The sequence below is a fragment of the Bradyrhizobium sp. th-b2 genome, from assembly GCF_000426785.1.
Lineage (GTDB): Bacteria > Pseudomonadota > Alphaproteobacteria > Rhizobiales > Xanthobacteraceae > Bradyrhizobium > Bradyrhizobium septentrionale.
On record NZ_AUGA01000003.1, the window covers coordinates 201,028 to 222,409 of the forward strand.

Genomic DNA, 21,382 nt, shown 5'->3' on the forward strand with positions numbered 1-21,382 from the left:
GCGCTGCAAATCGCCCGAAAACAGCCCCTTGACGCCATGCAGGGGGCATGAGACAGGATGGAACCATGAACGGCCACCTCGCCATCTGCAGCATTTGCCGGGAGATTATTAGCTAGCGATTCGCTGGCTGAGGCCGTCTTTTCTCAATCACCCTGAGATCACTGGACGCCCGGCCGCGAGGACAGGTGATCCATGGAATTGCGCCTTTACGACACGTTGACCCGGGAGAAGCGGCCGTTCGTGCCGCTCGATGCCAATAACGTCCGCATGTATGCCTGCGGACCGACGGTCTATGACTTCGCCCATATCGGCAACGGCCGCGCCGCTGTTGTTTTCGACGTGCTGTTCCGCATGCTGCGCCATCGCTATGGCGCCGGCCACGTGACCTATGTCCGGAACGTCACCGACGTCGACGACAAGATCAACGTCCGTGCCGCGCGGGATTATCCCGGCGTGCCGCTGAACGAGGCGATCCGCAAGGTCACCGAGCAGACCTATCAGCAATACCAGGACGACGTCACGGCGCTGGGCTGCTTGCCGCCCACGGTGCAGCCGCGCGCCACCGAGCACATCCCGGAGATGCGCGCGATCATCGAGAGACTGGTCGCCGGCGGCTTTGCCTATGTCGCCGAGGATCACGTGCTGTTCTCGCCGCAGGCTATGAACGCGGCCAATTCGGAGCTGCCGCGCTACGGTGCGCTGTCGAAGCGTTCGCTCGACGAGATGATCGCCGGCGCCCGCGTCGATGTCGCGCCTTACAAGCGCGACAACACCGACTTCGTGCTGTGGAAGCCGTCCAAGCCGGGCGAGCCGTCATGGCCGTCGCCATCAGGCATCGCGGTCGAGGGCCGGCCCGGCTGGCACATCGAGTGCTCGGCGATGGCCTGGAAGCATCTCGGCGAGAAGTTCGACATCCATGGCGGCGGCATCGACCTGGTGTTCCCGCACCATGAGAACGAGCTCGCACAGACCTGCTGCGCGTTCAACTCCGACCGCATGGCCAATGTCTGGATGCACAACGGCTTCCTGCAGATCGAAAGCGAGAAGATGTCGAAGTCGCTCGGCAACTTCTTCACGATCCGCGATCTCCTGGCCGATTGGCCGGGCGAAGTGCTGCGGCTCAGCATGTTGCGGACGCATTACCGCTCGCCGCTCGACTGGACGCTCAAAAGCGCGGAGGAGGCCGCGCGAACGCTCGACGACTGGTATGCGGTTGCGGCCGATGCCGAGCCCGGCGCGCCATCGCCGGCGATGGTCGAGGCGCTTTACGACGACCTCAACACGGCGCAGGCGATCGCGGTGCTGCATGGCCTCCGCAACGCCGCGTCGGCGAGCGAGCAGAGCCGCAAGGAGTTTGCCGGTTCGCTCCGGCTGCTCGGCTTCCTGTCGGAGAGCGCGGCCGCGTGGGAGGGGCGCAAGCAGCAGGCGAGCGGCGTCGATGCTGCCGCCGTCGAGGCGCTGCTCGCCGAGCGCACCGCGGCGCGCGCGCGCAAGGACTTCAAGGAGTCCGACCGGATACGCGATCAACTCGCCGCGATGGGCGTGGTGATCAAGGATGGCAAGGACGCCGACGGCAAGCCGATGACCACCTGGGAGGTTGCGCGATGAGCCGCTCCGCACCCGCATTGCGCCCGTATCTGCCCGACGACGCGCCGCTGCTGGCGGCGATCTTCACGGCCTCGATCATGGACCTGACCGGCGACGATTACAGCGAGGCGCAGCAGGAAGCCTGGGCGGGGGCCGCCGACGACGAGGAGGCCTTCGGCAAGAAGCTCGCCGGGCAGCTGACGCTGATCGCGACATTGCAGGGCGCGCCGGTCGGCTTCGCCTCGCTGAAGGGGGCCGATCACATCGACATGCTCTATGTGCATCCGAGCGCGGTGGGGCAGGGTGCGGGCAGCGCGCTGTGCGACGCGCTGGAGAAGATCGCGAGCGCCCGCGGCACCAAGGCCCTGAAGGTCGACGCCAGCGACACCGCGCTGGAATTCTTCCGCAAGCGCGGCTACGTCGCGCAGCAGCGCAATACAGTCACCGTCAACGACGAATGGCTCGCCAACACCACGATGCAGAAGACGCTCGACGGTGTCGCGACGCCGGGAGGCCACGCATGAGCCGCGAACGCCTCTATCTGTTCGACACCACGCTGCGCGACGGTGCGCAGACCAACGGCGTCGATTTCACGCTGCAGGACAAGCAGGTGATCGCGGCGATGCTCGACCAGCTCGGCATCGACTATGTCGAGGGCGGCTATCCCGGCGCCAATCCGACCGACAGCGAGTTCTTCAGCAGGAAGCCGGTCTTCGACCATGCGCGCTTCACCGCCTTCGGCATGACGCGGCGGCCGGGCCGCTCGGCGTCGAACGATCCGGGGCTTGCCGCCATCCTCGAGGCCAGGGCGGACGCGATCTGCTTCGTCGCAAAATCCTCCGCCTACCAGGTCCGCGTCGCACTCGAGACCACCAACGAGGAGAACCTCGCCTCGATCCGCGACAGCGTCGCGGCTGCGAAGGCGCTCGGCCGCGAGGTGATGGTCGACTGCGAGCATTTCTTCGACGGCTACAAGGAGAACCGCGACTATGCGCTCGCCTGCGCGAAAGCGGCCTATGAGGCCGGCGCGCGCTGGGTGGTGCTGTGCGATACCAATGGCGGCACCATGCCGCATGAGGTCGAGACCATCGTCGGCGACGTGATCAAGCATGTGCCGGGCGCCCATGTCGGCATCCACGCCCATAATGACACCGAGCAGGCGGTGGCCAATTCGCTCGCCGCGGTGCGCGCCGGCGCGCGGCAGATCCAGGGCACGCTCAACGGCCTCGGCGAGCGCTGCGGCAACGCCAATCTCTGCTCGCTGATCCCGACCTTGAAGCTGAAGCAGGAGTTTGCCGAGAAGTTCGAGATCGGCGTCACCGCGGAGAAGATGGCGACACTGATGAAGGTGTCGCGCACGCTCGACGACATGCTGAACCGCGCGCCCAATCGCCATGCGGCCTATGTCGGCGAGAGCGCCTTCGTCACCAAGACCGGCATCCATGCCTCCGCGGTCATGAAGGATCCGCAGACCTACGAGCACGTGCTGCCGGAGTTGGTCGGCAACCACCGCAAGGTGCTGGTCTCCGACCAGGCGGGCCGCTCCAACGTGATGGCCGAACTCGACCGCGCCGGCATCGTCTATGACAAGGGCGATCCGCGGCTGACCCGTCTGGTCGAGGAGCTGAAGGAGCGCGAGGCCGCCGGCTTCGCCTATGAATCCGCCAACGCCTCGTTCGAGCTCCTGGCGCGGCGCACGCTCGGCAAGGTGCCGGAATATTTCAAGGTCGAGCAGTTCGACGTTAATGTCGAGCAGCGCTACAACGCCAACGGCCAGCGCGTCACGGTGGCGCTCGCGGTGGTGAAGGTCGACGTCGACGGCGAGCGGCTGATCTCGGCCGCCGAAGGCAACGGTCCGGTCAATGCGCTCGACGTGGCGCTGCGCAAGGATCTCGGCAAGTACCAGAAATATATCGACGGGCTGAAGCTGATCGATTACCGCGTGCGTATCCTCAATGGCGGCTCCGAGGCGGTCACGCGCGTGCTGATCGAGAGCGAGGACGAGACCGGTGACAGCTGGACTACGGTCGGCGTGTCGCCCAACATCATCGACGCCTCGTTCCAGGCGCTGATGGATTCATTGGTCTACAAGCTGGTGAAGTCGGGCGCGCCGGTGTGAGTGGCTAGGCCGTCATTCCGGGGCGCGTTGAAGACGCGAACTATGGTTCGCAATTGCGCACCTGAGAATCTCGAGATTCTCAGATGTGCAATTGCACATCATAGTTCGATGCTTCGCATCGCCCCGGAATGACAGCATAACGAGGAGGGCGCTTGCATGATCGACCACGTCTCCGTCGGCGTCCGCGATCTCGAGCGCGCCGCGCGGTTCTACGAACCGACGCTGGCCGCGCTCGGCCTGACCCGTGTGGTCACGCGGCCGGCGACGATCGGCTTCGGCAAGGCCTATCCCGAATTCTGGATCAATCTGCGCGCCACGATGGCGCAGGTCGCGCATGAGAGCGGCAGCCATATCTGCCTGCGCGCCAAGACCACCGCCGAGGTCGATGCCTTCCATGCCGCCGCGCTGGCCTCCGGCGGCTTATCCGATGGCGCCCCCGGCCTGCGCCCGCACGACCGGGTGCGCTACTACGCCGCCTTCGTCCTCGACCCCGACGGCAACCGCATCGAGGCCGTGACGTTTCCGAGCGAGTGAGTTTAAATCAGGCGTTCGATTATCCCGACCCGTCATCCTGAGGAGCGCGTAACGCGTCTCGAAGGATGCACGGCCACAGTTGGGCCGTCGTGCTTCGAGACGGCCGCCGCGCGGCCTCCTCAGCATGACGGTGTAGGAGCTGCGAGCCCGAGACGTTACAGCCGCCGCGCCACTTCCGGCGCGAGTTCCTTCGCGGCCGCCGGCTTTCCAGCCACCGCGGAACGGAGCCGCGGCAGGATATCGTCGACGCGGTCGGCCATCAGCACGTTGATCGGAAGCGTCGCGCGGATGAATTCGGTCGTGCGCATGTGGCTCAGCAGCGAGAGCAGGGGTTCCCAGAAGTTGTCGATGTTGGCGAGCAGGATCGGCTTGTGGTGACGGCCGAGCTGCTGCCAGGTCAATTGCTCGACCAGCTCCTCCAGCGTGCCGATGCCGCCGGGTAGCGCCACGAACGCATCCGAGCGCTCGAACATCAGCCGCTTGCGTTCATGCATGTCGGGTGTGACGATCATCTCCTGAACTGAGGTCAGCGCGTTCTCGCGCGCGCGCAGGAATTCGGGAATGATGCCGGTGACCGAGCCGCCATGGTCGAGGGTGGATTTTGCCACCGCGCCCATCAGGCCGATCGAGCCGCCGCCATAGACCAGGCGCACATTGTTTTCGGCAAAGCTCTTGCCGAGCGCGATGGCAGCTTCGATGAAGCGGGGATTGTTACCGGGGCCGGAGCCGCAATAAACACAGACAGTCTTGATTTGGTTCATACGTTCCTTGTGGCACTGCAGCGTAAACAGGGTCAAGACTCGCATATGGGGATTGAGGGTCAAAAAATCCCGTAAATTCCCGCGAATCGCGAACAAATTTCGCCATAAGCCTGTACGCGACATTCAAACGATCTATATGACGAGCACAATGGCAAATCGTGGAAAAGCTGTGGCAGCGGACCGCCGCGCCGGCATGGCAGTGCTCTTCGTTACCCTCCTGGCGCGGGCGGGCTCCTGATGGTGCCGCCGCAACCTCATGTGACCGCTGCTGCAGCGCCCGCGGCCGCGGCGCCGGCCGTCGAGAAGGGGACGCTGGTCGGCACCCTCGTTCATCTCTGGCCCTATATCTGGCCGGGCGATCGCGCCGATCTGAAGACGCGCGTGATCTGGTCGGTGGTGCTGCTGCTGTTCGCCAAGCTCGCGACGCTGTCGGTGCCGTTCACCTTCAAATGGGCGATCGACGCGCTGAACGGCACGGGCTCGGCGCCGGTCGCGGCCTCGAACTGGGTGGTGTGGCTGATCGCCTCTCCGGTGCTGATGACGATCAGCTACGGCGCGGTGCGCATCATCATGGCGGTGCTGACGCAGTGGCGCGACGGCATTTTCGCCCGCGTCGCGATGCATGCGGTGCGGCGGCTCGCCTACATCACCTTCGTGCACATGCACGAATTGTCGCTGCGCTTCCATCTCGAGCGCAAGACCGGCGGCCTGACCCGCGTGCTGGAGCGCGGCCGCTCCGGCATCGAGACCATCGTGCGGATGGTGATCCTGCAGCTGATCCCGACCATCGTCGAGGTCGCGCTGCTGGCTGCGGTGCTGCTCTGGCAGTTCGACTGGCGCTATGTGCTCGCCGTGCTGCTGACCGTCGTCGTGTTCATGTACTTCACCTACATTGCGACCGAGTGGCGGATCGAGATCCGCCGCAAGATGAACGATTCCGATACCGAGGCGAACACCAAGGCGATCGACTCGCTGCTCAACTACGAGACGGTGAAGTATTTCGGCGCCGAGGAACGCGAGGCCAGCCGCTACGACCGCTCGATGGAGCGCTACGAGCAGGCCAGCGTGAAGACCTATACCTCGCTTGCGGTGCTCAACACCGGGCAGGCGATCATCTTCACCGCGGGCCTGACCGCGACCATGCTGATGTGCGCGTTTGGCATCCGCAACGGCACCCACACCGTCGGCGATTTCGTGCTGATCAATTCGATGATGATCCAGCTCTACCAGCCCTTGAATTTCATGGGCATGGTCTATCGCGAGATCAAGCAGGCGATCATCGACATCGAGAAGATGTTCGACGTGCTGGAGCGCAATCCCGAGGTCAAGGATTTGCCGGGCGCCAAGCCGCTTGCGGTGTCCACAGGCAGTGTGCGCTTCGAGGATGTCCGCTTCGCCTACGAGCCCGACCGGGCGATCCTTAAAGGTCTGAGCTTCGAGGTACCGGCCGGCAAGACGGTCGCGATCGTCGGTCCCTCCGGCGCCGGCAAGTCGACGATCTCGCGGCTGCTGTTCCGGCTCTACGACGTTTCGAGCGGCCGCATCCTGATCGACGGGCAGGACATCAAGACAGTGACGCAGGCCTCGCTGCGATCGGCGATCGGCATGGTGCCGCAGGACACCGTGCTGTTCAACGACACCATCCGCTACAACATCCGCTATGGCCGCTGGGACGCCAGCAATGAGGAGGTCGAGGAGGCGGCACGGCTGGCGCAGATCGACGGCTTCATCCGGATGTCGCCGCAGGGCTATGAGACCCAGGTCGGCGAGCGCGGCTTAAAGCTCTCCGGCGGCGAGAAGCAGCGCGTCGCGATCGCGCGCACGGTGCTGAAGGCGCCGCCGATCCTGGTGCTGGACGAGGCGACGTCTGCGCTCGACAGCCACACCGAGCACGAGATCCAGGGCGCGCTGGAGCGGGTGTCGCGCAACCGCACCTCGCTGGTGATCGCGCATCGGCTCTCGACCATCGTCGGCGCCGACGAGATCATCGTGCTGGACCAGGGCCGGATCGCCGAGCGCGGCACCCATGCCCGGCTTTTGGCCGGCGGCGGCCTCTACGCCAGCATGTGGAACCGGCAGCGCGAGGCCGAGGAGGCCCGCGAACGGCTCGCCCAGGTCGATGACGATGGCCCGGCGCCGAATCGCCCGCCGCCGCCGGTCACCGAATCCTCTGACGATTCCACCCCGGTTGCGGGTGAGAAGCCCTTGCCGACCGCCGCGGAATAGTCGATTTAGGGCATGATCCGGAAAAGTGCGAAGCGGTTTTCCGAAAAGATCATGCTTAAACAACCAACTAAAGAGCGATGATCCCATCGCGCTTTAGGGCCTCTCCCGCCAAACCGGGCGGGGAAACGCAAGCGAGCTTTGATGTCGATCGCCAATTCCATCCGCGCGCAGATCCCGCCGATCCACCCCGAGGGGTATCCCTTCATCGGCGGATTCGCGCTGGCGAGCTTGATCCTGTTCTGGATCTGGACCCCGCTGGGCTGGATCGGCACGCTGCTCACGGTCTGGTGCGCGCTGTTCTTCCGCGATCCCGTCCGCGTGACGCCGCTGCGCGACGGCATCGTGGTGTCGCCAGCCGATGGCCGCGTCTCGATGGTGGTGCAGGCGCTGCCGCCGGCCGAACTCGGCCTCGGCGATAAGCCTTTGCCGCGCGTCTCGGTCTTCATGAGCGTGTTCAACTGCCATGTGAACCGTAGCCCAGTGGTCGGCCGCATCGACCGCATCGCCTATCGGCCCGGCGCGTTCATCAATGCCGAGCTCGACAAGGCGAGCGAGGACAATGAGCGCAATTCGCTTGTCATCTCGACCGCCAACGGGCGCATCGGCGTGGTCCAGATCGCGGGCCTGGTGGCGCGCCGCATCGTCTGCTTCGTCAAGGAAGGCCAGTCGATCGGCGCCGGCGAGCGCTTCGGCCTGATCCGCTTCGGCTCGCGGCTCGACGTCTATCTGCCCGAGGGCACCAAGGCTTTGGTCTCCGAGGGCCAGACCGCGGTTGCCGGCGAGACGATCTTGGCGGATTTCCGCGGCGCCGATCCGGGCCGCACCTACCGCGCCGATTAACTCTGTTTCCCCAGCTTTATCGGCTGGTTCCCGGTGCAATGGCGGAGCTGGGCCATGCTTGCTATATTACCAAGCATGATGCCATCCGATCCCAATTCCACCGAGTTTCGCCGCCGGCGGTTCCGCCCGATTCCGGTGCGAATGCTCGTGCCGAACATGATCACGCTGCTGGCGATCTGCGCCGGCCTCACGGCGATCCGGCTGTCGACGGAAGGGCGGATGGAGCTTGCGGTCGCCGCCATCGTGTTCGCCGCGATCCTCGACGGCATCGACGGCCGCGTCGCGCGCCTGATCAAGGGCCAGTCGAAATTCGGCGCCGAGCTCGACAGCCTGGCCGACTTCGTCAATTTCGGCGTCGCGCCGGGCCTGATCCTGTATTTCTGGACGCTGCATGAACTGAACAATGGCGGCTGGATCGCCGCGATGGTGTTCGCGATCTCCGGCGGCCTGCGGCTGGCGCGCTTCAACGCCTCGATCGACGATCCGAACAAGCCGGCCTTCGCCGCCAATTATTTCACCGGCGTGCCGGCGCCGGCCGGCGCGATTACCGTGCTGCTGCCGATCTATCTCGCCTTCCTCGGCGTGCCGATGCCGCCGGCGACGCTGACCGCGTTCTACACGCTCTTGATCGCGTTCCTGATGGTATCGCGGCTGCCGGTGTTCTCCGGCAAGACCGTGAAGATGCGCGTGCCGCCGGAGATGGTGCTGCCGGTGTTCGTCGCCGTGGTGTTCTTCGTGGCGCTGTTGATCGGCTATCCCTGGCACATCCTGTCGGCCGGCTCGGTGCTGTATCTGATCAGCCTGCCCTGGGGCTGGAAGTCCTATCGAGACCAGGAGCGCAGCCTCGCCGCGCAGACGCAGGCGGCGGGTGCAGCCGCGCCGGCATCTGCTGCCGCGCCCTACGCGGCACCGGCCGCGGAGAGTGACCGGGACGATCGTCCGACGCATTTGCACTGACACATCTGCCTGCCCCGTCATCCTCGCGCAAAGGCTTCGCCTTTGTCGCCGGAGGAGCGCGTAGCGCGTCTCGAAGTATGCACGGCCACCAGCGGGGCCGTCGACCCTTCGAGACGGCCGCTGTGCGGCCTCCTCAGGGTGACGGGTATGAAGTTCGTTCGCTCTCTCCCAAATATCAGCCATGAGCGTGGCTCGGTTGGGTTCGCCGCCGATCTCGGCTATAGGCCTAAGACCGGCCAGCGAACGCCAAAAATCAGGAGAGAAACGCCGTGACGACATCCGCTTCCGCCCCGCTTCCTGCCTCCGTCCTTGAAGCGTTGGCGCGCTACGACACGCCGACGATCTGCAACGCGATGGAGATCGTCGCGCCGGAGCGCCGTCTGATCGGCTACACCGTGAAGCCGCTGGTCTGCCCGTTCCCGACGCTGCCGCCGATCGTCGGCTATGCGCGCACGGTCGCGATCCGCTCGGTGCTGAAGTCCGGCCTCTCGGCCGAGGAGCAGTCGAAGCGCCGCATCGAATATTACGAATATGTCGGCACCGGCTTCGGTCCGCGCATCTCCGTGATCCAGGATATCGACGGGCCCGATGTCGGCTACGGCGCGTTCTGGGGCGAGGTGCAGAGCGCCGTACACAAGGCGCTCGGCTGCCTCGGCGTCATCACCGACGGCTCGATCCGCGACATCCCGCAATGGGCCCCGGGCTTCCAGGCGCTGGCCGGCTCGATCGGCCCTTCACACGCCTGGGTACATGCCGAGAGCTTCGGCGGTGAGGTCCGTGTCGCCGGCATGACGGTGCGCTCCGACGATCTGATCCACGCCGACAGCCACGGCGCGATCGTGATCCCCCACGAGATCGCGGCCAAGCTGCCGGAAGCCGCCGAGCTCTGCGGCCGCCGCGAGACCCCGATCCTGGACATCGCGCGCAGCAAGGATTTCACGCTCGAGAAGTTGAAGGAAGCGCTGAAGCGCTCGGCGGAAATTCACTGAGGCAGCATGCGCTGTCGAACTAGGAACGGCGGGCCATGAGGCCCGCCGTTTTGCCTTCAGCCTCACGCCGGCGCGACCTTCGCGATCTCGGACGCGCCGCGCACCGTCATGTCGATGGCGACGTACAAGATCACGGCCAGGCCGACATAGGCGATCCAGCGATGGTTCTGCAGCAGTTTTGCGATGAAGCTGGCGGCCGCGCCCATCATCGCGATCGAGAGCGCGAGCCCGAACACCAGCACGATCGGCTGCTCGCGCGCCGCACCTGCCACGGCCAGCACGTTGTCGAGCGACATCGAGACGTCGGCGACGATGATCTGGGTCGTCGCCTGCAGCAGCGTCTTGCGCGGCGCCTCGGTCCCGCCATGCGCGGTCGTGGTCTCGTGTTCGGTGGCGCGCAGCTCGCGCCACATCTTCCAGCACACCCACATCAGCAGGATGCCGCCAGCCAATAGCAGGCCGACGATCTGCATCAGTTGTGTGGTGACAAGGGCGAACAGGATGCGCAGCAGCGTGGCGGCGCCGATGCCGATCAGGATCGCCTTGCCGCGTTGCTTCTGCGGCAGGCCGGCCGCGGCAAGGCCGATCACGACGGCGTTGTCGCCGGCCAGCACGAGGTCGATGACCACGACTTGCAGCAATGCGCTGAGGGCGTCGAGTGAAAACAGGTCGGACATGGATCATGCTCCCCTTGAGGTCGGGGAGTGGACCGGTTCGACGACGCCGGCTGTTGCCGTCATGCGGACGGAAAATCCGCCACGACGCTGGTCACGTCGCGGGTCGAAGCAGGGCCACTCCAACTGAGTTCCAGTCCGACATCGCAGCTTGTGGCTGCCAGAGGGGCCCGGCCTGGGATTACGGTCGCGTTACCGACGCAGCGCGGCCTGTTCCTCGAAGAACAGCGCCGCCTGATCCGGCTCGCCGAGGATCGCCGCCGCGCACCCCATGAAGGTGAACGCCCCGGCAAAATCCCACAGCGTGAGGTTCGCCGCGCTGCTGCGCACGTGGATCACGCACGCGGCCATCGCGGTAATGGCTGCCTCAGCGAACAACAACAGGCTGAGCGCGGGCAGCACGAGTGCGGGCTCAACCAGACGAACCGTCAGGATGATCGGCAGCGCGGTGAGCACGCCGAACAGCAGGAGCATGCCGTACGGCTCCAGCGAGGGAGCCTTCCGCAAAATCCGGTCTGGAATGGTCGAGGACATTTCGATCCCTGCCGATCCTTTCCGACCCTTGCCGATCCTGGCCTTGTCGTTCATCTCGACGATATCAGAACGCATTCACCTTGACGCGCGGCGCGGCGCCGCGCGACTGCAGGTCGCGCGACAAGCTGACCATGCAGGCATCGTATTTGCACTGGTCAGCAACGCCCTTGGGGCCATCTTTCTGCGGGGATGAGGTCGTGTTTGGTGATAAAATCCCGAACCATCACGTCGATGAGCGCCGCCTGCGGCGCGTCAGGAACCAGGAGGCCGAGCAGATGCGCGACTGCCCAATGGGCCATGCGGCCGCTCTGGGTGACCATGGAGCGGGAGGCCCTGGGCCAACCATGATGGACGCCGTTTTGGCGCCGCCGGCGGCGTGGCATGCCATGGCAATGTCCGCAAGGGGCCTTTATCTTCGGTGGCAGCGCTGGGCGTACGATCGAAAGGCAATTTCGATGAATATGGCAGGCAAGACGGTGCTGATCACCGGTTCCACCGATGGCGTCGGCCGCTACGTCGCGATGAAGCTGGCTTCCGCCGGCGCCCGGGTGCTGATCCACGGCCGCGATACCAAGCGGGCGCAGACCCTGGCCGACGAGATCAAGCGGGTCAGTGGCCGCGAGCCGATGTTCTATCAGGCCGATCTGTCCTCACTGGCCGAGGTCCGCGAGTTCGCCCAGCTGGTGCTCGACGATCAGGAGCGGCTCGACGTGTTCATCAGCAACGCCGGTATCGGCTCGCAGAATGAGGGGCCGGCGCGGCAGACCAGCAAGGACGGCCACGAGCTGCGCTTCGCGGTGAACTATCTCGCCGGCTTCTTGCTCGCGCATCTGCTGCTGCCGCGGCTCAAGGCGAGTGCGCCGGCGCGCATCGTCAATGTCGCCTCGCTCGGCCAGCATCCGATCGATTTCGACGACGTGATGATCACGAAGAACTATAGCGGCGCGCGCGCCTATGCGCAGAGCAAGCTGTCGCAGATCATGTTCACCATCGAGCTTGCCGCGGAGCTCGAAGGCTCCGGCGTGACCGTCAATGCGCTGCACCCGGCGACCTATATGAACACCACGATGGTGCGCGCCAGCGGCGCGACGCCGATCTCGACCGTCGAAAAGGGCGGCGATGCCATCCTGCGTCTGGTCCATGACGACGATGTCGCAGGCCAAAGCGGGCTGTTCTTCGACGGCAGGCGCGAGGTGCGCGCCCATGCCCAGGCCTATGATGCCGAGGCGCGCAAGCGGCTGCGGGCGCTGAGTCTCGCGCTTACCGGCTTGCGGGCTTCCTGACGCGGCGTGACGCCGGCGCGCCATGGGTGCGGTCTTGCGCGCGGATCGCCGCGAACAGACGCTTGCAGGCGGCCTGAACGCCGCGATCGGGCACCGTTGCAATGCCGAGCAGCAGGCCGGGCTGCGCGCGCTTCGATGAGACATACCAGGGCGAGAGCGGGGCGGGCGCCAGCCCATGCGCGAGCGCCTCGCGTGCGATTGCGACATCGTCGGCCTTGTCCGGCAGCGTCAGCATCACCGCGAGGCCGGCAACCCGCACATCGTTGCTCCACGTCCGCAGCGCAGCCGTCAGCGCATCGCGGCTGTCGCAATAGGCCCGTTTGGTTCGTCGGAGATGGCGGATGTAATGGCCCTCTCGCATGAACTCCGCGGTCGAAAGCTGTACCGCCGGTCCGGGGGCAGGGGCGAGGCACGTCGCCACGTCGGCGAACTGCGCCGCCAGCGCTTCAGGGGCAACCAGGAAGCCGAGCCGAAGCGTCGGCGAGATCGTCTTGCTGAACGAGCCGAGATGGATCACGCGGCCGGCAGGATCGAGCGAGGCGAGTGCGGGCGCGGCGCGGCCGTCGAGCTGCAACTCGCCGAGATAGTCGTCCTCGATGATCCAGGCGCCGGCCTGCGCGGCCCAGTCCAGCAGCTGCGCGCGGCGCCCCAGTGACAGCGGCGGGCCGAGCGGCGCCTGCTGTCCCGGCGTCACGACCGCGAGCGCCGCGTCGGGTGCGTGCCGCAGGCCGTGCTCGACATCGATGCCATTGGCATCGACGGGGATCGGGACCGGCTCGAGCCGAGCGAGCTCGAGGCCCTTCCGGGTCAAAGGAAATCCCGGGTCTTCCAGCCATGCGCGGCGGCCTTCGAGGCCGAGCACCCCCAGCGCGAGGCCGAGGCCGCCGCTGAAGCCCGACGTGATGACGATCTGTGCCGGCGAGCATTCGATCCCGCGCGCGATCGCAAGATGCGCTGCGATCTCGCGTCGGAGTTCGATCTCGCCGCGCGGATCGATGGTGCGCGTCACCGCGCTCAATTCCGCCCGCACGGCGCGTGCGCGGATTCGCGCCAGCAGCTTGGCGGGGAGGGTCTCTTGCGCGGGGACACCCATCCGGAAGATGCCCTGACCGCTCAAATCCTGAAACATCTCCACGACCGAGCCGGGAACGACCGGCGCGTCGGGCTTCGCCGCTTTCCTCGGCCGCATCGCGACGGTGGTGCCGTTCGCCTTCGACGACACGATGTGCTGCGCGTCCGCCAGTCTGTCGTAGGCCGCCCGCACGGTGCCGCGCGCGACGCCGAGCTGGGCGGCGAGGTCGAGCCATGACGGCAGCCGGGCGCCCGGCACCAGCACGCCATTGTCGATCGCCGCCGCAATCGCCTTGCGGATCTGCTCGGACAGCGGCGTCCTGGCCGAGCGGTCGAGCGCGATGGGAAGCGGGTTTGGCATGGCCCGTGGTACACCAATTCGGTTCATTCTTGGTGCTTCATTTTGGCCGTGTGCGCCCGCATTTATTTGTCAGCAATGGAGGCACATGATGAATACCTTATGGACGACGCTGCTGGCCTGCGCCGCGCTTGCGACCCCTGCGATGGCGCAATCGGTGACGCCGAAATTCGAGCACGCAATTACCAACATTCCCGGCAAGTCGCTGATCGCGGTCGAGGTGAATTTCCCGCCGGGCGAGCCGTCGGCGCCGCATCATCATGCCAAGTCGGCTTTCCTTTATGTCTACATTCTGCAGGGCGCGATCGAGAGCCAGCTGGAGGGCGAGGCGGCGCACGTCTATCGGGCTGGCGACAGCTTCTTCGAGCCGCCCGGCGCGCATCATGTGCTCGGCCGAAACGCCAGCGCGACCGAGCCGGCGAAGCGGCTTGCCGTGTTCGTCGTCGACAGCAACGACAAGGCGCTGACCGTCTTCGACAAGGAAGGACACAAGCAGTGAGCATGCGGATCGATTACAACAAGGCCGCGCCCGCCGGCATCAAGGCGCTCGGCGGCGTCTATGGCTACATCACGCAAAGCGGGCTCTCCGCGACGCTGATCGAACTGGTCTATCTGCGCATCTCGCAGATCAACGGTTGCGCCTACTGCCTCGACATGCACACGCGCAGCCTGCAGAAAATGGGCGTCAAGATCGAGAAGCTGGCGCTGCTGCAGGTCTGGCGCGAGGCGGAGACGCTGTTCGACGCCGAGGAGCGCGCAGCGCTGGCCTGGGCCGAGACGGTCACGCGCGTGTCGGAGACCGCGATCCCGGACGCGGATTATCAGGCAGCGCGCGCGGTGTTCAACGAGAAGCAGCTGGTCGACCTGACCATCGCAATCGGACTGATGAACACCTACAACCGGATCGCGATCGGTTTCCGCAATCCGCCGCAGGCGGTGGTCGAGCATTCGGCGGCGGCGTGAATGCGCAAATCTCGTAGGGTGGGTTAGCCGCCCACGAGTGCGGTCGTTCGGCAAGCGATGGTGCAAGGCGTAACCCACCATCCTTGTTGCGCGTAAGGTGGTGGGTTACGCGGAGTTTATCATCGGGCCGCGCTTCGCGCCGACCCGTTGGCTAACCCACCCTACGATTCCTGTTTCGCCTCGACCGGCTTCGTCGCGAATTGCGGAAAGGTCTCGGCCACGACAGGTCCGTCCAGCCGCCACGAATAGCAGCCGCCGACGAAGAACGGCGGCTCGGTCGCGTCGCGCTGGTGATCGAGCGAGCCGCGGCCCTGCGGATCCTTGCCGGCGGTCGCGGTCTGGAACAGCGTCGTTACCGCCGGCCCCAAGAGCTCGGCGAGATGGGTGCAGGTTTCGAGCTTGCCGATCTTGCGCCTGACAATCTCGCGCCAGCCCTTGCCGATGCGCTCGCCTACCAGGCGCTGCAAGATACCCTCGACATCGAGGCAGGACGGGTAGGGCGTCGAGGCCATCGTGGTGCCGGTCTCGCGGATGGTAAAGCTGTCGTCGACCGCGAGCCGCAGCCTTATGTCGTGCACGGGATCCTCCGGCTGCTGCTGGCCGCGATACTTGTCGTGCCGCGCATAGGGCTTGGTGTCGACCAGCCGTGCCTCGACCTCCCACAGCCCGTCGTCGCGGAGATAGCCCAGACATTCGACGGAGCGGCGGTGCATCAGGCGGCGGGGCTTGCCGTCGGCATTGGTATCAGGTGCGGACATCGGAACTCGCTGGATTGAATCTGGAATTGATCCAATCGGCCGCATGCTCCGATGTCAACGCCTGAGGCCCGCGCGGCGCCATGCATTGCGTAGGGTGGGTTAGCCGCCCGCGAACGCGGTCGTTCAACAAGCGGTGGCGGAAGGCGTAACCCGCCGTCTTTCGCGGCACGAAGTCGGTGGGTTACGCGGAGCCTGTCATCGGGCCGCGCTTCGCGCGGACCCGTTGGCTAACCCACCCTACGATTCCCGCGTGCCGGCCTCAGCTCACCCGCCGCTCGCGGTTCTCCCAATACGGCTTGCGCAGCTCGCGCTTCAATATCTTTCCCGCGCCGGAGAGCGGCAGCGGGGTTGCGGTGATGTCGACGCTGCGCGGGCATTTGTAGCCCGCGATCAGCGCCTTGCAGTGCTCCATCAGCTCTTCCGGCGTGGCGCCGGCGCCGCTCTTCAGCACTACGACGGCGTGCACCTGCTCGCCCCAGCGCTCGCTCGGGATGCCGATCACGGCGCATTGCGCCACCGCGGGGTGCTGAGCGAGGGCGTTCTCGACCTCAGCCGAATAGACGTTCTCGCCGCCGGAGATGATCATGTCCTTGACGCGGTCGACGACGTAGACGAAGCCGTCCTCGTCCATGTAGCCGCCGTCGCCGGTGTGCATCCAGCCGTCGATCACGGCGCGCGCGGTTTCCTCGGGCCGCTCCCAATAGCCCATCATCACCATATCGCCGCGCACCGCGATCTCGCCGACGGTGCCCAGCGGCACGACCTTGTCTTCGGCATCGACGATCTTCACTTCAGCGCCAAGCGTGGCGCGGCCGGCGCCGCGGTGTCGGCCCTTGGCGCGGCCGTCGCCGATATGCTCCTTCCAGTGCAGGATCGTAGCGATCGGCGACAGTTCGGTCATGCCATAAGCTTGCGTGAATTCGACATGCGGCAGCGCCTTCATGGCGCGCATCAGCACGGCGTCGCTGATCACAGAAGCGCCGTAGGAGATGCCCTTCAGCGACGACAGGTCATAAGTGCCGAGCGTGGGGTGATCGACGAACATCTGGATCATGGTCGGCACCAGCAGCACGTCGGTGACGCGCTCCTTCTGAATCGCAGTGGCGACGCCATCGGGCGTAAAGCCCTGGATCACGACGTTGGATCCGCCCGACAGCAGCACCGAATACATCGCAGCGCCATTGGCGAGGTGGAACATCGGTGCGGCGTGCAGATAGATCGTGCTGCCCGGCCACAGGCCTTCGCCGAGCGCGTTGAGCGCATTGGCCATCAGATTGCCGTGGCTCAGCATTACGCCCTTGGAGCGGCCGGTGGTGCCGCCGGTGTAGAAGATGCCGGCGAGATCGTCGCGCGAGCGCATCGCGTCCGCCATCGGTTCGCTGCGCGCGATCAGCGTCTCGTAGTTGTCCATGTCTGCGGGGGTCTCGCCCTCATCGGCATAGACCAGCTTGAGGCCGGGGATGGTGGTTGCGAGCGTCGCGCCGACCGGTGCAAAGGCCTTGTCGACGAACAGGATTTTGGCGCGGCAGTCGCGCAGCGCGTCCTCGTTTTCGAGGGGGCTCCAGCGGATGTTGAGCGGCACGATCACGGCGCCGGCCCAGCCGACCGCAAGGTACAGCTCGAGATAACGATCGGAGTTCAGCGACAGGATCGCGACGCGGTCGCCGTTGTCAGCGCCAAGGCCGCGGATCGCCGCGGCGAGGCGGGCGACGCGGGTGCCGACCTCGCGCCAGTTGCGTCGTCGCTCACCGCAGACGACCGCGAGCCCGTTTGGATTGACCTGCAGCGCCCGCCGCAGCCCGTGTGTGATGTTCACTTCCGTCCTCCCTTGGTGCGTTTCCGTTGTGAGGCGGTCTGTCCGCCTTCTCTCCAGCTGGAACGGCTGCTTTGTGCGCCGTTGTTTTGCGCGTTGATGTCGTGGCAATCCCCTCGGTGAGGCGGATCGCGAATTCCTCGGCGACGGCGCGTCCGGTCAACTCACCGCCGGGCTGGAACCAGTGGCCGATCCAGTTCAGCGAGCCCGCGATCGCAAACGCCGCGAGCTTCGGGTCGCACGGTTTGACCGAACCGTCCTCGACACCCTGTACGATGTAGTCGCGGAAGGCGCGGTCGATCCGCCGCTTCGCCGTCTGCACGATCTTGCGATTGTCCTCGCTGAGGTCGCGGATGTCGAAGCGGACCAGGCTCTTGCCGTAGTCCTCGGTCATCAGCTCGGCATAGCGGACCACCAGCTTGCGCAGCTTCGCAAGGCCGCTGCCGCTGCCGGCCGAGGTCTCGGCAATGCATTCGTCGACCAGCTCGTTGCCGATCGACCAGCACTCGAACAGGATCTCGTCCTTGCCGCGGAAGTAATTGTAGAGCGCGGGCTTGGTGATGTTGAGCCGCTTGGCGACGTCGTTCAGCGTGGCGCGGTGATAGCCCTGTTCGAGGAACAGCTGCACGGCGGCGCGCAGCACCGCCTCGCGCTTCTCGTCGCGGGCGCGGCGCCGGCTCTCGAAGGGCAGCCAGGGGGACTGGCTGGAGGAGGGGATGTGTCCGTCGTCCATGTGAGGCCGATACCGTGAAGCCGATGCCGCATTGACTCTGCGTGAGGTGCCGTATATTACCCATGGGTAATAAATAGTCCAGCGGGTAAGTTTCGGGAGGACACGCGATGACGTCACGCACCTATGTTGCCGGGGTCGGCATGATCCCGTTCGTCAAGCCCGGCGCCAATGCGCCGTATCACGTGATGGGCGCCGAGGCCGCCAGGCTCGCGCTCGCCGACGCCGGCCTCGACTACGGCCGCGTGCAGCAGGCCTATGTCGGCTATGTCTATGGCGACTCCACCTGCGGCCAGCGCGCGCTGTATCCGGTCGGCATGACCGGGATCCCGATCGTCAACGTCAACAACAACTGCTCGACCGGTTCGACCGCGCTGTTCCTGGCGCGGCAGGCGATCGAGTCAGGCGCGGCGGATTGCGTGATGGCGCTCGGCTTCGAGCAGATGAAGCCCGGCGCGTTAGGGGCCGTGTTCACCGATCGGCCCAGCGCGTTCGACGATTTCGACGCTGCGGCCGACAAGCTGGTCGATGCACCCGGCGTGCCGCTGGCGCTGCGCTATTTCGGCGGCGCCGGCTTGAGCCACATGAAGAAATACGGCACGCCGCTCTCCGCGTTTGCAAAAGTGCGCGCCAAGGCGAGCCGCCATGCCAAGAACAATCCGCTGGCGCTGTTCCGCAAAGAGGTCACCGCAGACGACGTGATGAACGACCAGGTGATCTGGCCCGGCGTGATGACGCGGCTGATGGCGTGCCCGCCGACCTGCGGCGGCGCCGCCGCAATCCTGGTCTCGGAGAAGTTCGCCGACCAGCACGGGCTCAACAAGCAGGTCCGCATCGCGGCGCAGGCGATGACCACCGACACCCCGTCGACCTTCGGTGCCGACGACATGATGCAGGTGGTCGGCTATGACATGACGCGCGACGCCGCGACGAAGGTCTATGAAGCCGCCGGCATTGGGCCGAAAGATCTCAACGTTGTCGAGCTGCACGACTGCTTCGCCCATAACGAGCTGATCACCTATGAAGGGCTCGGCCTTTGCGCCCAAGGCGAGGCCGCGAAGTTCATCGACGACGGCGACAATACTTATGGTGGCAAGTTCGTCACCAATCCCTCAGGCGGCCTGTTGTCGAAGGGCCATCCGCTCGGCGCCACCGGCCTCGCTCAGTGCTACGAGCTGACGCGGCAGCTGCGCGGCACCGCGGCGGCGACCCAGGTCGAAGGCGCGCGGCTCGCGCTGCAGCACAATCTCGGCCTCGGCGGCGCCTGCGTCGTGACGCTCTACGAACGCGTCTGAGGTCGTCATGGTCGATCAATCTGCCGTCGGGCGTGCGTTCACGCCGGTGACCGCGCGCGTCGAGCCGGGGCGCCTGCGCTTCTTCCTCGATACGCTCGGCGAGAGCAATCCGGTCTATCGCGACGAGGCGGCCGCGCAGGCCGCGGGTTTTGCGGCGGCGCCGGTGCCGCCGACCTATCTGTTCTGCCTGGAAATGATGGACGCAACCGTGCCGTTCGAGTTCCTGACCGCGCTCGGCATCGATCTCGCCCGCGTGCTGCATGGCGAGCAGCGCTTCGACTATCACGCCCCCGTCATGGTCGGCGACACCCTGACGTTCCGCCCGCGCGTCACTGGCGTCACCGACAAGAAGGGCGGGGCGATGACGCTGATCGTGGTCGACACCCCGGTCACCAACCAGAGCGGCGTCCATGTCGCCGATATCTCGCGCACCATCGTGGTGCGCAATGCGAGGCCGTCATGAGCGCTGCACATCCGGCGGTCGGCGACATCATCGTCCACAAGGCGTTCCCGCCGATCACCCGGCATCGCCTCGCGCTGTATTGCGGCGCCTCTGGCGATCACAACCCGATCCATGTCGACATCGACTTCGCGAAGCAGGCCGGTTTTCCCGACGTGTTCGCGCACGGCATGCTTGTCATGGGCTATCTCGGCCAGGCGCTGACGGATGCGGTCGCGCCGTCGCGCATCCGCTCGTTCTCGACCCGCTTTGCCGCCATCACCCAGCTCGGCGCCCAGCTGACCTGCGAGGGCACGGTGACCGAGCTGATCGAGCAGGGCGGCCAGAAGCGGGCGAAGGTCGCGCTGACGACGAAAGATCAGAACGGCGAGATCAAGCTCGCGGGGGAAGCCGTTATTGCGCTGTAGCGAGATAGTCACGCCAAGCAAGGACTCGTACTCCCTCTCCCGCTTGCGGGGGAGGGCTGGGGTGGGGGCTCTCTCCACGAGTCATGTCGCGGAGAGAGCCCCCACCCGCATCGCATCTTCGATGCGATGCGACCTCCCGCGCAAGCGGGAGAGGTGAAGAAAGAAGATCATCTCGTTTGAGGGAGGAACCATGTCGAAACTGCAAGGCAAAGTCGCGCTCATCTCAGGCTCGGGCCGCGGCATCGGGCGGGCTATTGCGCTGAAGCTTGCGAGCGAGGGGGCGCGCGTCGTGGTCAACGACCTCGATGCCGAGCCGGGCAATGCCGTCGTCGCCGAGATCAAGGCAATGGGCGGCGAGGCGATCGCGGTCAATGGCAGCGTGACCGACGCCGGCTTTGCCGATCGTTTCGTAGGCCACGCGATCGAGCAGTTCGGCGGCCTCGACATCATCGTCAACAATGCCGGCTACACCTGGGACTCGACGATTCAGAAGATGTCGGACGAGCAGTTCCAGGCGATGCTCGATGTCCATCTGGTTGCCCCGTTCCGGATCATGCGTGCGGCGTCCGAGCCGATCCGGGTGATGGCCAAGAAGGAGGCCGAAGCCGGCCGTGAGGTGTTCCGCAAGGTCGTCAACATCTCCTCGATCGCCGGCCTCTACGGCAATGCCGGGCAGGCGAGCTATTCCTCCGCGAAGGCCTCGCTGATCGGGCTAACGCGCACGATGTGCAAGGAGTGGGGCCGCTACAAGGTCAACGTCAATTGCGTGGCGTTCGGCCTGATCAACACCCGCCTGACCCAGCCGATCGAGACCCAGCAGAAGACCATCGACGTCGCCGGCCGCGACATCAAGGTCGGCGTCCAGCCGCAGATGCTGGAGGCGATGGGCCGGATGATCCCGCTCGGCCGCGGCGGCACGCCGGAAGAGGCGGCGGACGCGGTCTATCTGTTCTGCGCTCCGGAATCGAACTACATCAGTGGTCAAGTGATCGTCGCCGGCGGCGGTCTGCTAATCTGATAACG

22 protein-coding genes are annotated in these 21,382 nt (G+C 65.8%); 15 read left to right on the top strand and 7 right to left on the bottom strand.

Annotated elements, in window-relative coordinates; translation table 11 throughout:
• The first annotated feature begins 192 nt into the window (after positions 1-192).
• The 4 genes from cysS to K359_RS0106165 all read left to right on the top strand — a co-directional run bounded on the left by cysS (position 193) and on the right by K359_RS0106165 (position 4,240).
• Positions 193-1,608: a cysteine--tRNA ligase gene (gene cysS, locus K359_RS0106150; RefSeq protein ID WP_029078554.1), complete on the top strand. Its 1,416-nt coding sequence runs from the start codon at positions 193-195 to the stop codon at positions 1,606-1,608.
• Positions 1,605-2,111 (top strand): GNAT family N-acetyltransferase, encoded by a 507-nt coding sequence (locus K359_RS0106155; RefSeq protein WP_029078555.1) that lies wholly within the window; start codon positions 1,605-1,607, stop codon positions 2,109-2,111. The genes cysS and K359_RS0106155 overlap by 4 nt, the downstream gene beginning before the upstream one ends.
• The gene (gene cimA / locus K359_RS0106160; protein WP_029078556.1) at positions 2,108-3,706 is read left to right on the top strand and encodes a citramalate synthase; all 1,599 of its coding nucleotides are present in this window, start codon (positions 2,108-2,110) and stop codon (positions 3,704-3,706) included. The genes K359_RS0106155 and cimA overlap by 4 nt, the downstream gene beginning before the upstream one ends.
• Before the next feature lie 156 nt (positions 3,707-3,862).
• Positions 3,863-4,240: a VOC family protein gene (locus tag K359_RS0106165; RefSeq protein WP_029078557.1), complete on the top strand. Its 378-nt coding sequence runs from the start codon at positions 3,863-3,865 to the stop codon at positions 4,238-4,240.
• 155 nt (positions 4,241-4,395) lie between these two features.
• Here the strand turns inward: K359_RS0106165 and K359_RS0106170 are convergent, their stop codons facing one another.
• Positions 4,396-5,001, bottom strand: coding sequence for a TIGR00730 family Rossman fold protein (locus K359_RS0106170; protein WP_029078558.1), 606 nt, complete (start codon positions 4,999-5,001; stop codon positions 4,396-4,398).
• A 237-nt stretch (positions 5,002-5,238) separates the two neighbouring features.
• Between K359_RS0106170 and K359_RS0106175 the strand changes: the two genes are divergently transcribed.
• The 4 genes from K359_RS0106175 (at position 5,239) to K359_RS0106190 (ending at position 10,013) form a co-directional block, all read left to right on the top strand.
• The gene (locus tag K359_RS0106175; protein ID WP_029078559.1) at positions 5,239-7,227 is read left to right on the top strand and encodes an ABC transporter ATP-binding protein/permease; all 1,989 of its coding nucleotides are present in this window, start codon (positions 5,239-5,241) and stop codon (positions 7,225-7,227) included.
• A 141-nt stretch (positions 7,228-7,368) separates the two neighbouring features.
• Entirely contained in the window at positions 7,369-8,067 is a 699-nt protein-coding gene (locus K359_RS0106180; RefSeq protein ID WP_029078560.1) for a phosphatidylserine decarboxylase, read from the top strand.
• Between the two features lie 78 nt (positions 8,068-8,145).
• Positions 8,146-9,024, top strand: coding sequence for a CDP-diacylglycerol--serine O-phosphatidyltransferase (gene pssA / locus K359_RS0106185; protein ID WP_029078561.1), 879 nt, complete (start codon positions 8,146-8,148; stop codon positions 9,022-9,024).
• Positions 9,025-9,293: 269 nt separating this feature from the next.
• On the top strand, positions 9,294-10,013 hold the full coding sequence (locus K359_RS0106190) for an RraA family protein (RefSeq protein WP_029078562.1): 720 nt from the start codon (positions 9,294-9,296) through the stop codon (positions 10,011-10,013).
• Between the two features lie 62 nt (positions 10,014-10,075).
• Here the strand turns inward: K359_RS0106190 and K359_RS0106195 are convergent, their stop codons facing one another.
• Together K359_RS0106195 and K359_RS0106200 are read right to left on the bottom strand one after the other, a co-directional pair.
• Positions 10,076-10,690 carry a TerC family protein gene (locus K359_RS0106195; RefSeq protein WP_029078563.1) on the bottom strand — a complete coding sequence of 205 codons (615 nt, stop codon included), beginning with the start codon at positions 10,688-10,690 and terminating at the stop codon, positions 10,076-10,078.
• A gap of 189 nt (positions 10,691-10,879) precedes the next feature.
• Complete coding sequence (locus K359_RS0106200; RefSeq protein WP_245284525.1) at positions 10,880-11,275, bottom strand: hypothetical protein; 396 nt, start codon at positions 11,273-11,275, stop codon at positions 10,880-10,882.
• A gap of 401 nt (positions 11,276-11,676) precedes the next feature.
• On the opposite strand from K359_RS0106200, the gene K359_RS0106210 reads away from it, so the two are divergent.
• Positions 11,677-12,504 (top strand): SDR family NAD(P)-dependent oxidoreductase, encoded by an 828-nt coding sequence (locus K359_RS0106210; RefSeq protein ID WP_029078566.1) that lies wholly within the window; start codon positions 11,677-11,679, stop codon positions 12,502-12,504.
• Here the strand turns inward: K359_RS0106210 and K359_RS0106215 are convergent.
• On the bottom strand, positions 12,482-13,936 hold the full coding sequence (locus tag K359_RS0106215; RefSeq protein WP_029078567.1) for a PLP-dependent aminotransferase family protein: 1,455 nt from the start codon (positions 13,934-13,936) through the stop codon (positions 12,482-12,484). The two genes, K359_RS0106210 and K359_RS0106215, sit on opposite strands and share 23 nt — an antisense overlap.
• Positions 13,937-14,024: 88 nt before the next feature.
• Here K359_RS0106215 and K359_RS0106220 point away from each other — a divergent pair, with 88 nt between their 5' ends.
• Both K359_RS0106220 and K359_RS0106225 read left to right on the top strand, forming a co-directional pair.
• Positions 14,025-14,432 (top strand): cupin domain-containing protein, encoded by a 408-nt coding sequence (locus K359_RS0106220; protein ID WP_084518308.1) that lies wholly within the window; start codon positions 14,025-14,027, stop codon positions 14,430-14,432.
• Entirely contained in the window at positions 14,429-14,896 is a 468-nt protein-coding gene (locus K359_RS0106225) for a carboxymuconolactone decarboxylase family protein (RefSeq protein WP_029078569.1), read from the top strand. The genes K359_RS0106220 and K359_RS0106225 overlap by 4 nt, the downstream gene beginning before the upstream one ends.
• A gap of 161 nt (positions 14,897-15,057) precedes the next feature.
• Here K359_RS0106225 and K359_RS57140 read toward each other — a convergent pair whose 3' ends face one another.
• From K359_RS57140 to K359_RS0106240, 3 genes are all read right to left on the bottom strand, one after another.
• Complete coding sequence (locus K359_RS57140) at positions 15,058-15,654, bottom strand: DUF2889 domain-containing protein (protein WP_051346022.1); 597 nt, start codon at positions 15,652-15,654, stop codon at positions 15,058-15,060.
• A gap of 259 nt (positions 15,655-15,913) precedes the next feature.
• A complete protein-coding gene (locus tag K359_RS0106235) occupies positions 15,914-17,470 on the bottom strand; it encodes a long-chain fatty acid--CoA ligase (RefSeq protein ID WP_029078570.1) in 1,557 nt (518 codons plus the stop codon).
• Positions 17,400-18,200 carry a TetR/AcrR family transcriptional regulator gene (locus K359_RS0106240; RefSeq protein ID WP_029078571.1) on the bottom strand — a complete coding sequence of 267 codons (801 nt, stop codon included), beginning with the start codon at positions 18,198-18,200 and terminating at the stop codon, positions 17,400-17,402. Before K359_RS0106240 ends, K359_RS0106235 begins: the two co-directional genes overlap by 71 nt.
• Positions 18,201-18,307: 107 nt before the next feature.
• Between K359_RS0106240 and K359_RS0106245 the strand changes: the two genes are divergently transcribed.
• The 4 genes from K359_RS0106245 to K359_RS0106260 all read left to right on the top strand — a co-directional run bounded on the left by K359_RS0106245 (position 18,308) and on the right by K359_RS0106260 (position 21,377).
• Entirely contained in the window at positions 18,308-19,492 is a 1,185-nt protein-coding gene (locus K359_RS0106245) for a lipid-transfer protein (RefSeq protein WP_029078572.1), read from the top strand.
• A gap of 7 nt (positions 19,493-19,499) precedes the next feature.
• Entirely contained in the window at positions 19,500-19,955 is a 456-nt protein-coding gene (locus K359_RS0106250; protein ID WP_029078573.1) for a MaoC family dehydratase N-terminal domain-containing protein, read from the top strand.
• Complete coding sequence (locus tag K359_RS0106255) at positions 19,952-20,359, top strand: MaoC family dehydratase (RefSeq protein WP_029078574.1); 408 nt, start codon at positions 19,952-19,954, stop codon at positions 20,357-20,359. The genes K359_RS0106250 and K359_RS0106255 overlap by 4 nt, the downstream gene beginning before the upstream one ends.
• Before the next feature lie 190 nt (positions 20,360-20,549).
• On the top strand, positions 20,550-21,377 hold the full coding sequence (locus K359_RS0106260) for an SDR family NAD(P)-dependent oxidoreductase (RefSeq protein ID WP_029078575.1): 828 nt from the start codon (positions 20,550-20,552) through the stop codon (positions 21,375-21,377).
• Positions 21,378-21,382 lie beyond the last annotated feature (5 nt).

What these genes read in the sequence shown, in the direction of transcription:
- cysS (WP_029078554.1), top strand. Translation starts at nt 193, where the DNA reads ATGGAATTGCGCCTTTACGACACGTTGACCCGGGAGAAGCGGCCGTTC.
- K359_RS0106155 (WP_029078555.1), top strand. Translation starts at nt 1,605, where the DNA reads ATGAGCCGCTCCGCACCCGCATTGCGCCCGTATCTGCCCGACGACGCG.
- cimA (WP_029078556.1), top strand. Translation starts at nt 2,108, where the DNA reads ATGAGCCGCGAACGCCTCTATCTGTTCGACACCACGCTGCGCGACGGT.
- K359_RS0106165 (WP_029078557.1), top strand. Translation starts at nt 3,863, where the DNA reads ATGATCGACCACGTCTCCGTCGGCGTCCGCGATCTCGAGCGCGCCGCG.
- K359_RS0106170 (WP_029078558.1), bottom strand. Translation starts at nt 5,001, where the DNA reads ATGAACCAAATCAAGACTGTCTGTGTTTATTGCGGCTCCGGCCCCGGT.
- K359_RS0106175 (WP_029078559.1), top strand. Translation starts at nt 5,239, where the DNA reads ATGGTGCCGCCGCAACCTCATGTGACCGCTGCTGCAGCGCCCGCGGCC.
- K359_RS0106180 (WP_029078560.1), top strand. Translation starts at nt 7,369, where the DNA reads ATGTCGATCGCCAATTCCATCCGCGCGCAGATCCCGCCGATCCACCCC.
- pssA (WP_029078561.1), top strand. Translation starts at nt 8,146, where the DNA reads ATGCCATCCGATCCCAATTCCACCGAGTTTCGCCGCCGGCGGTTCCGC.
- K359_RS0106195 (WP_029078563.1), bottom strand. Translation starts at nt 10,690, where the DNA reads ATGTCCGACCTGTTTTCACTCGACGCCCTCAGCGCATTGCTGCAAGTC.
- K359_RS0106200 (WP_245284525.1), bottom strand. Translation starts at nt 11,275, where the DNA reads ATGAACGACAAGGCCAGGATCGGCAAGGGTCGGAAAGGATCGGCAGGG.
- K359_RS0106210 (WP_029078566.1), top strand. Translation starts at nt 11,677, where the DNA reads ATGAATATGGCAGGCAAGACGGTGCTGATCACCGGTTCCACCGATGGC.
- K359_RS0106215 (WP_029078567.1), bottom strand. Translation starts at nt 13,936, where the DNA reads ATGCCAAACCCGCTTCCCATCGCGCTCGACCGCTCGGCCAGGACGCCG.
- K359_RS0106220 (WP_084518308.1), top strand. Translation starts at nt 14,025, where the DNA reads ATGAATACCTTATGGACGACGCTGCTGGCCTGCGCCGCGCTTGCGACC.
- K359_RS57140 (WP_051346022.1), bottom strand. Translation starts at nt 15,654, where the DNA reads ATGTCCGCACCTGATACCAATGCCGACGGCAAGCCCCGCCGCCTGATG.
- K359_RS0106240 (WP_029078571.1), bottom strand. Translation starts at nt 18,200, where the DNA reads ATGGACGACGGACACATCCCCTCCTCCAGCCAGTCCCCCTGGCTGCCC.
- K359_RS0106245 (WP_029078572.1), top strand. Translation starts at nt 18,308, where the DNA reads ATGACGTCACGCACCTATGTTGCCGGGGTCGGCATGATCCCGTTCGTC.
- K359_RS0106250 (WP_029078573.1), top strand. Translation starts at nt 19,500, where the DNA reads ATGGTCGATCAATCTGCCGTCGGGCGTGCGTTCACGCCGGTGACCGCG.
- K359_RS0106255 (WP_029078574.1), top strand. Translation starts at nt 19,952, where the DNA reads ATGAGCGCTGCACATCCGGCGGTCGGCGACATCATCGTCCACAAGGCG.
- K359_RS0106260 (WP_029078575.1), top strand. Translation starts at nt 20,550, where the DNA reads ATGTCGAAACTGCAAGGCAAAGTCGCGCTCATCTCAGGCTCGGGCCGC.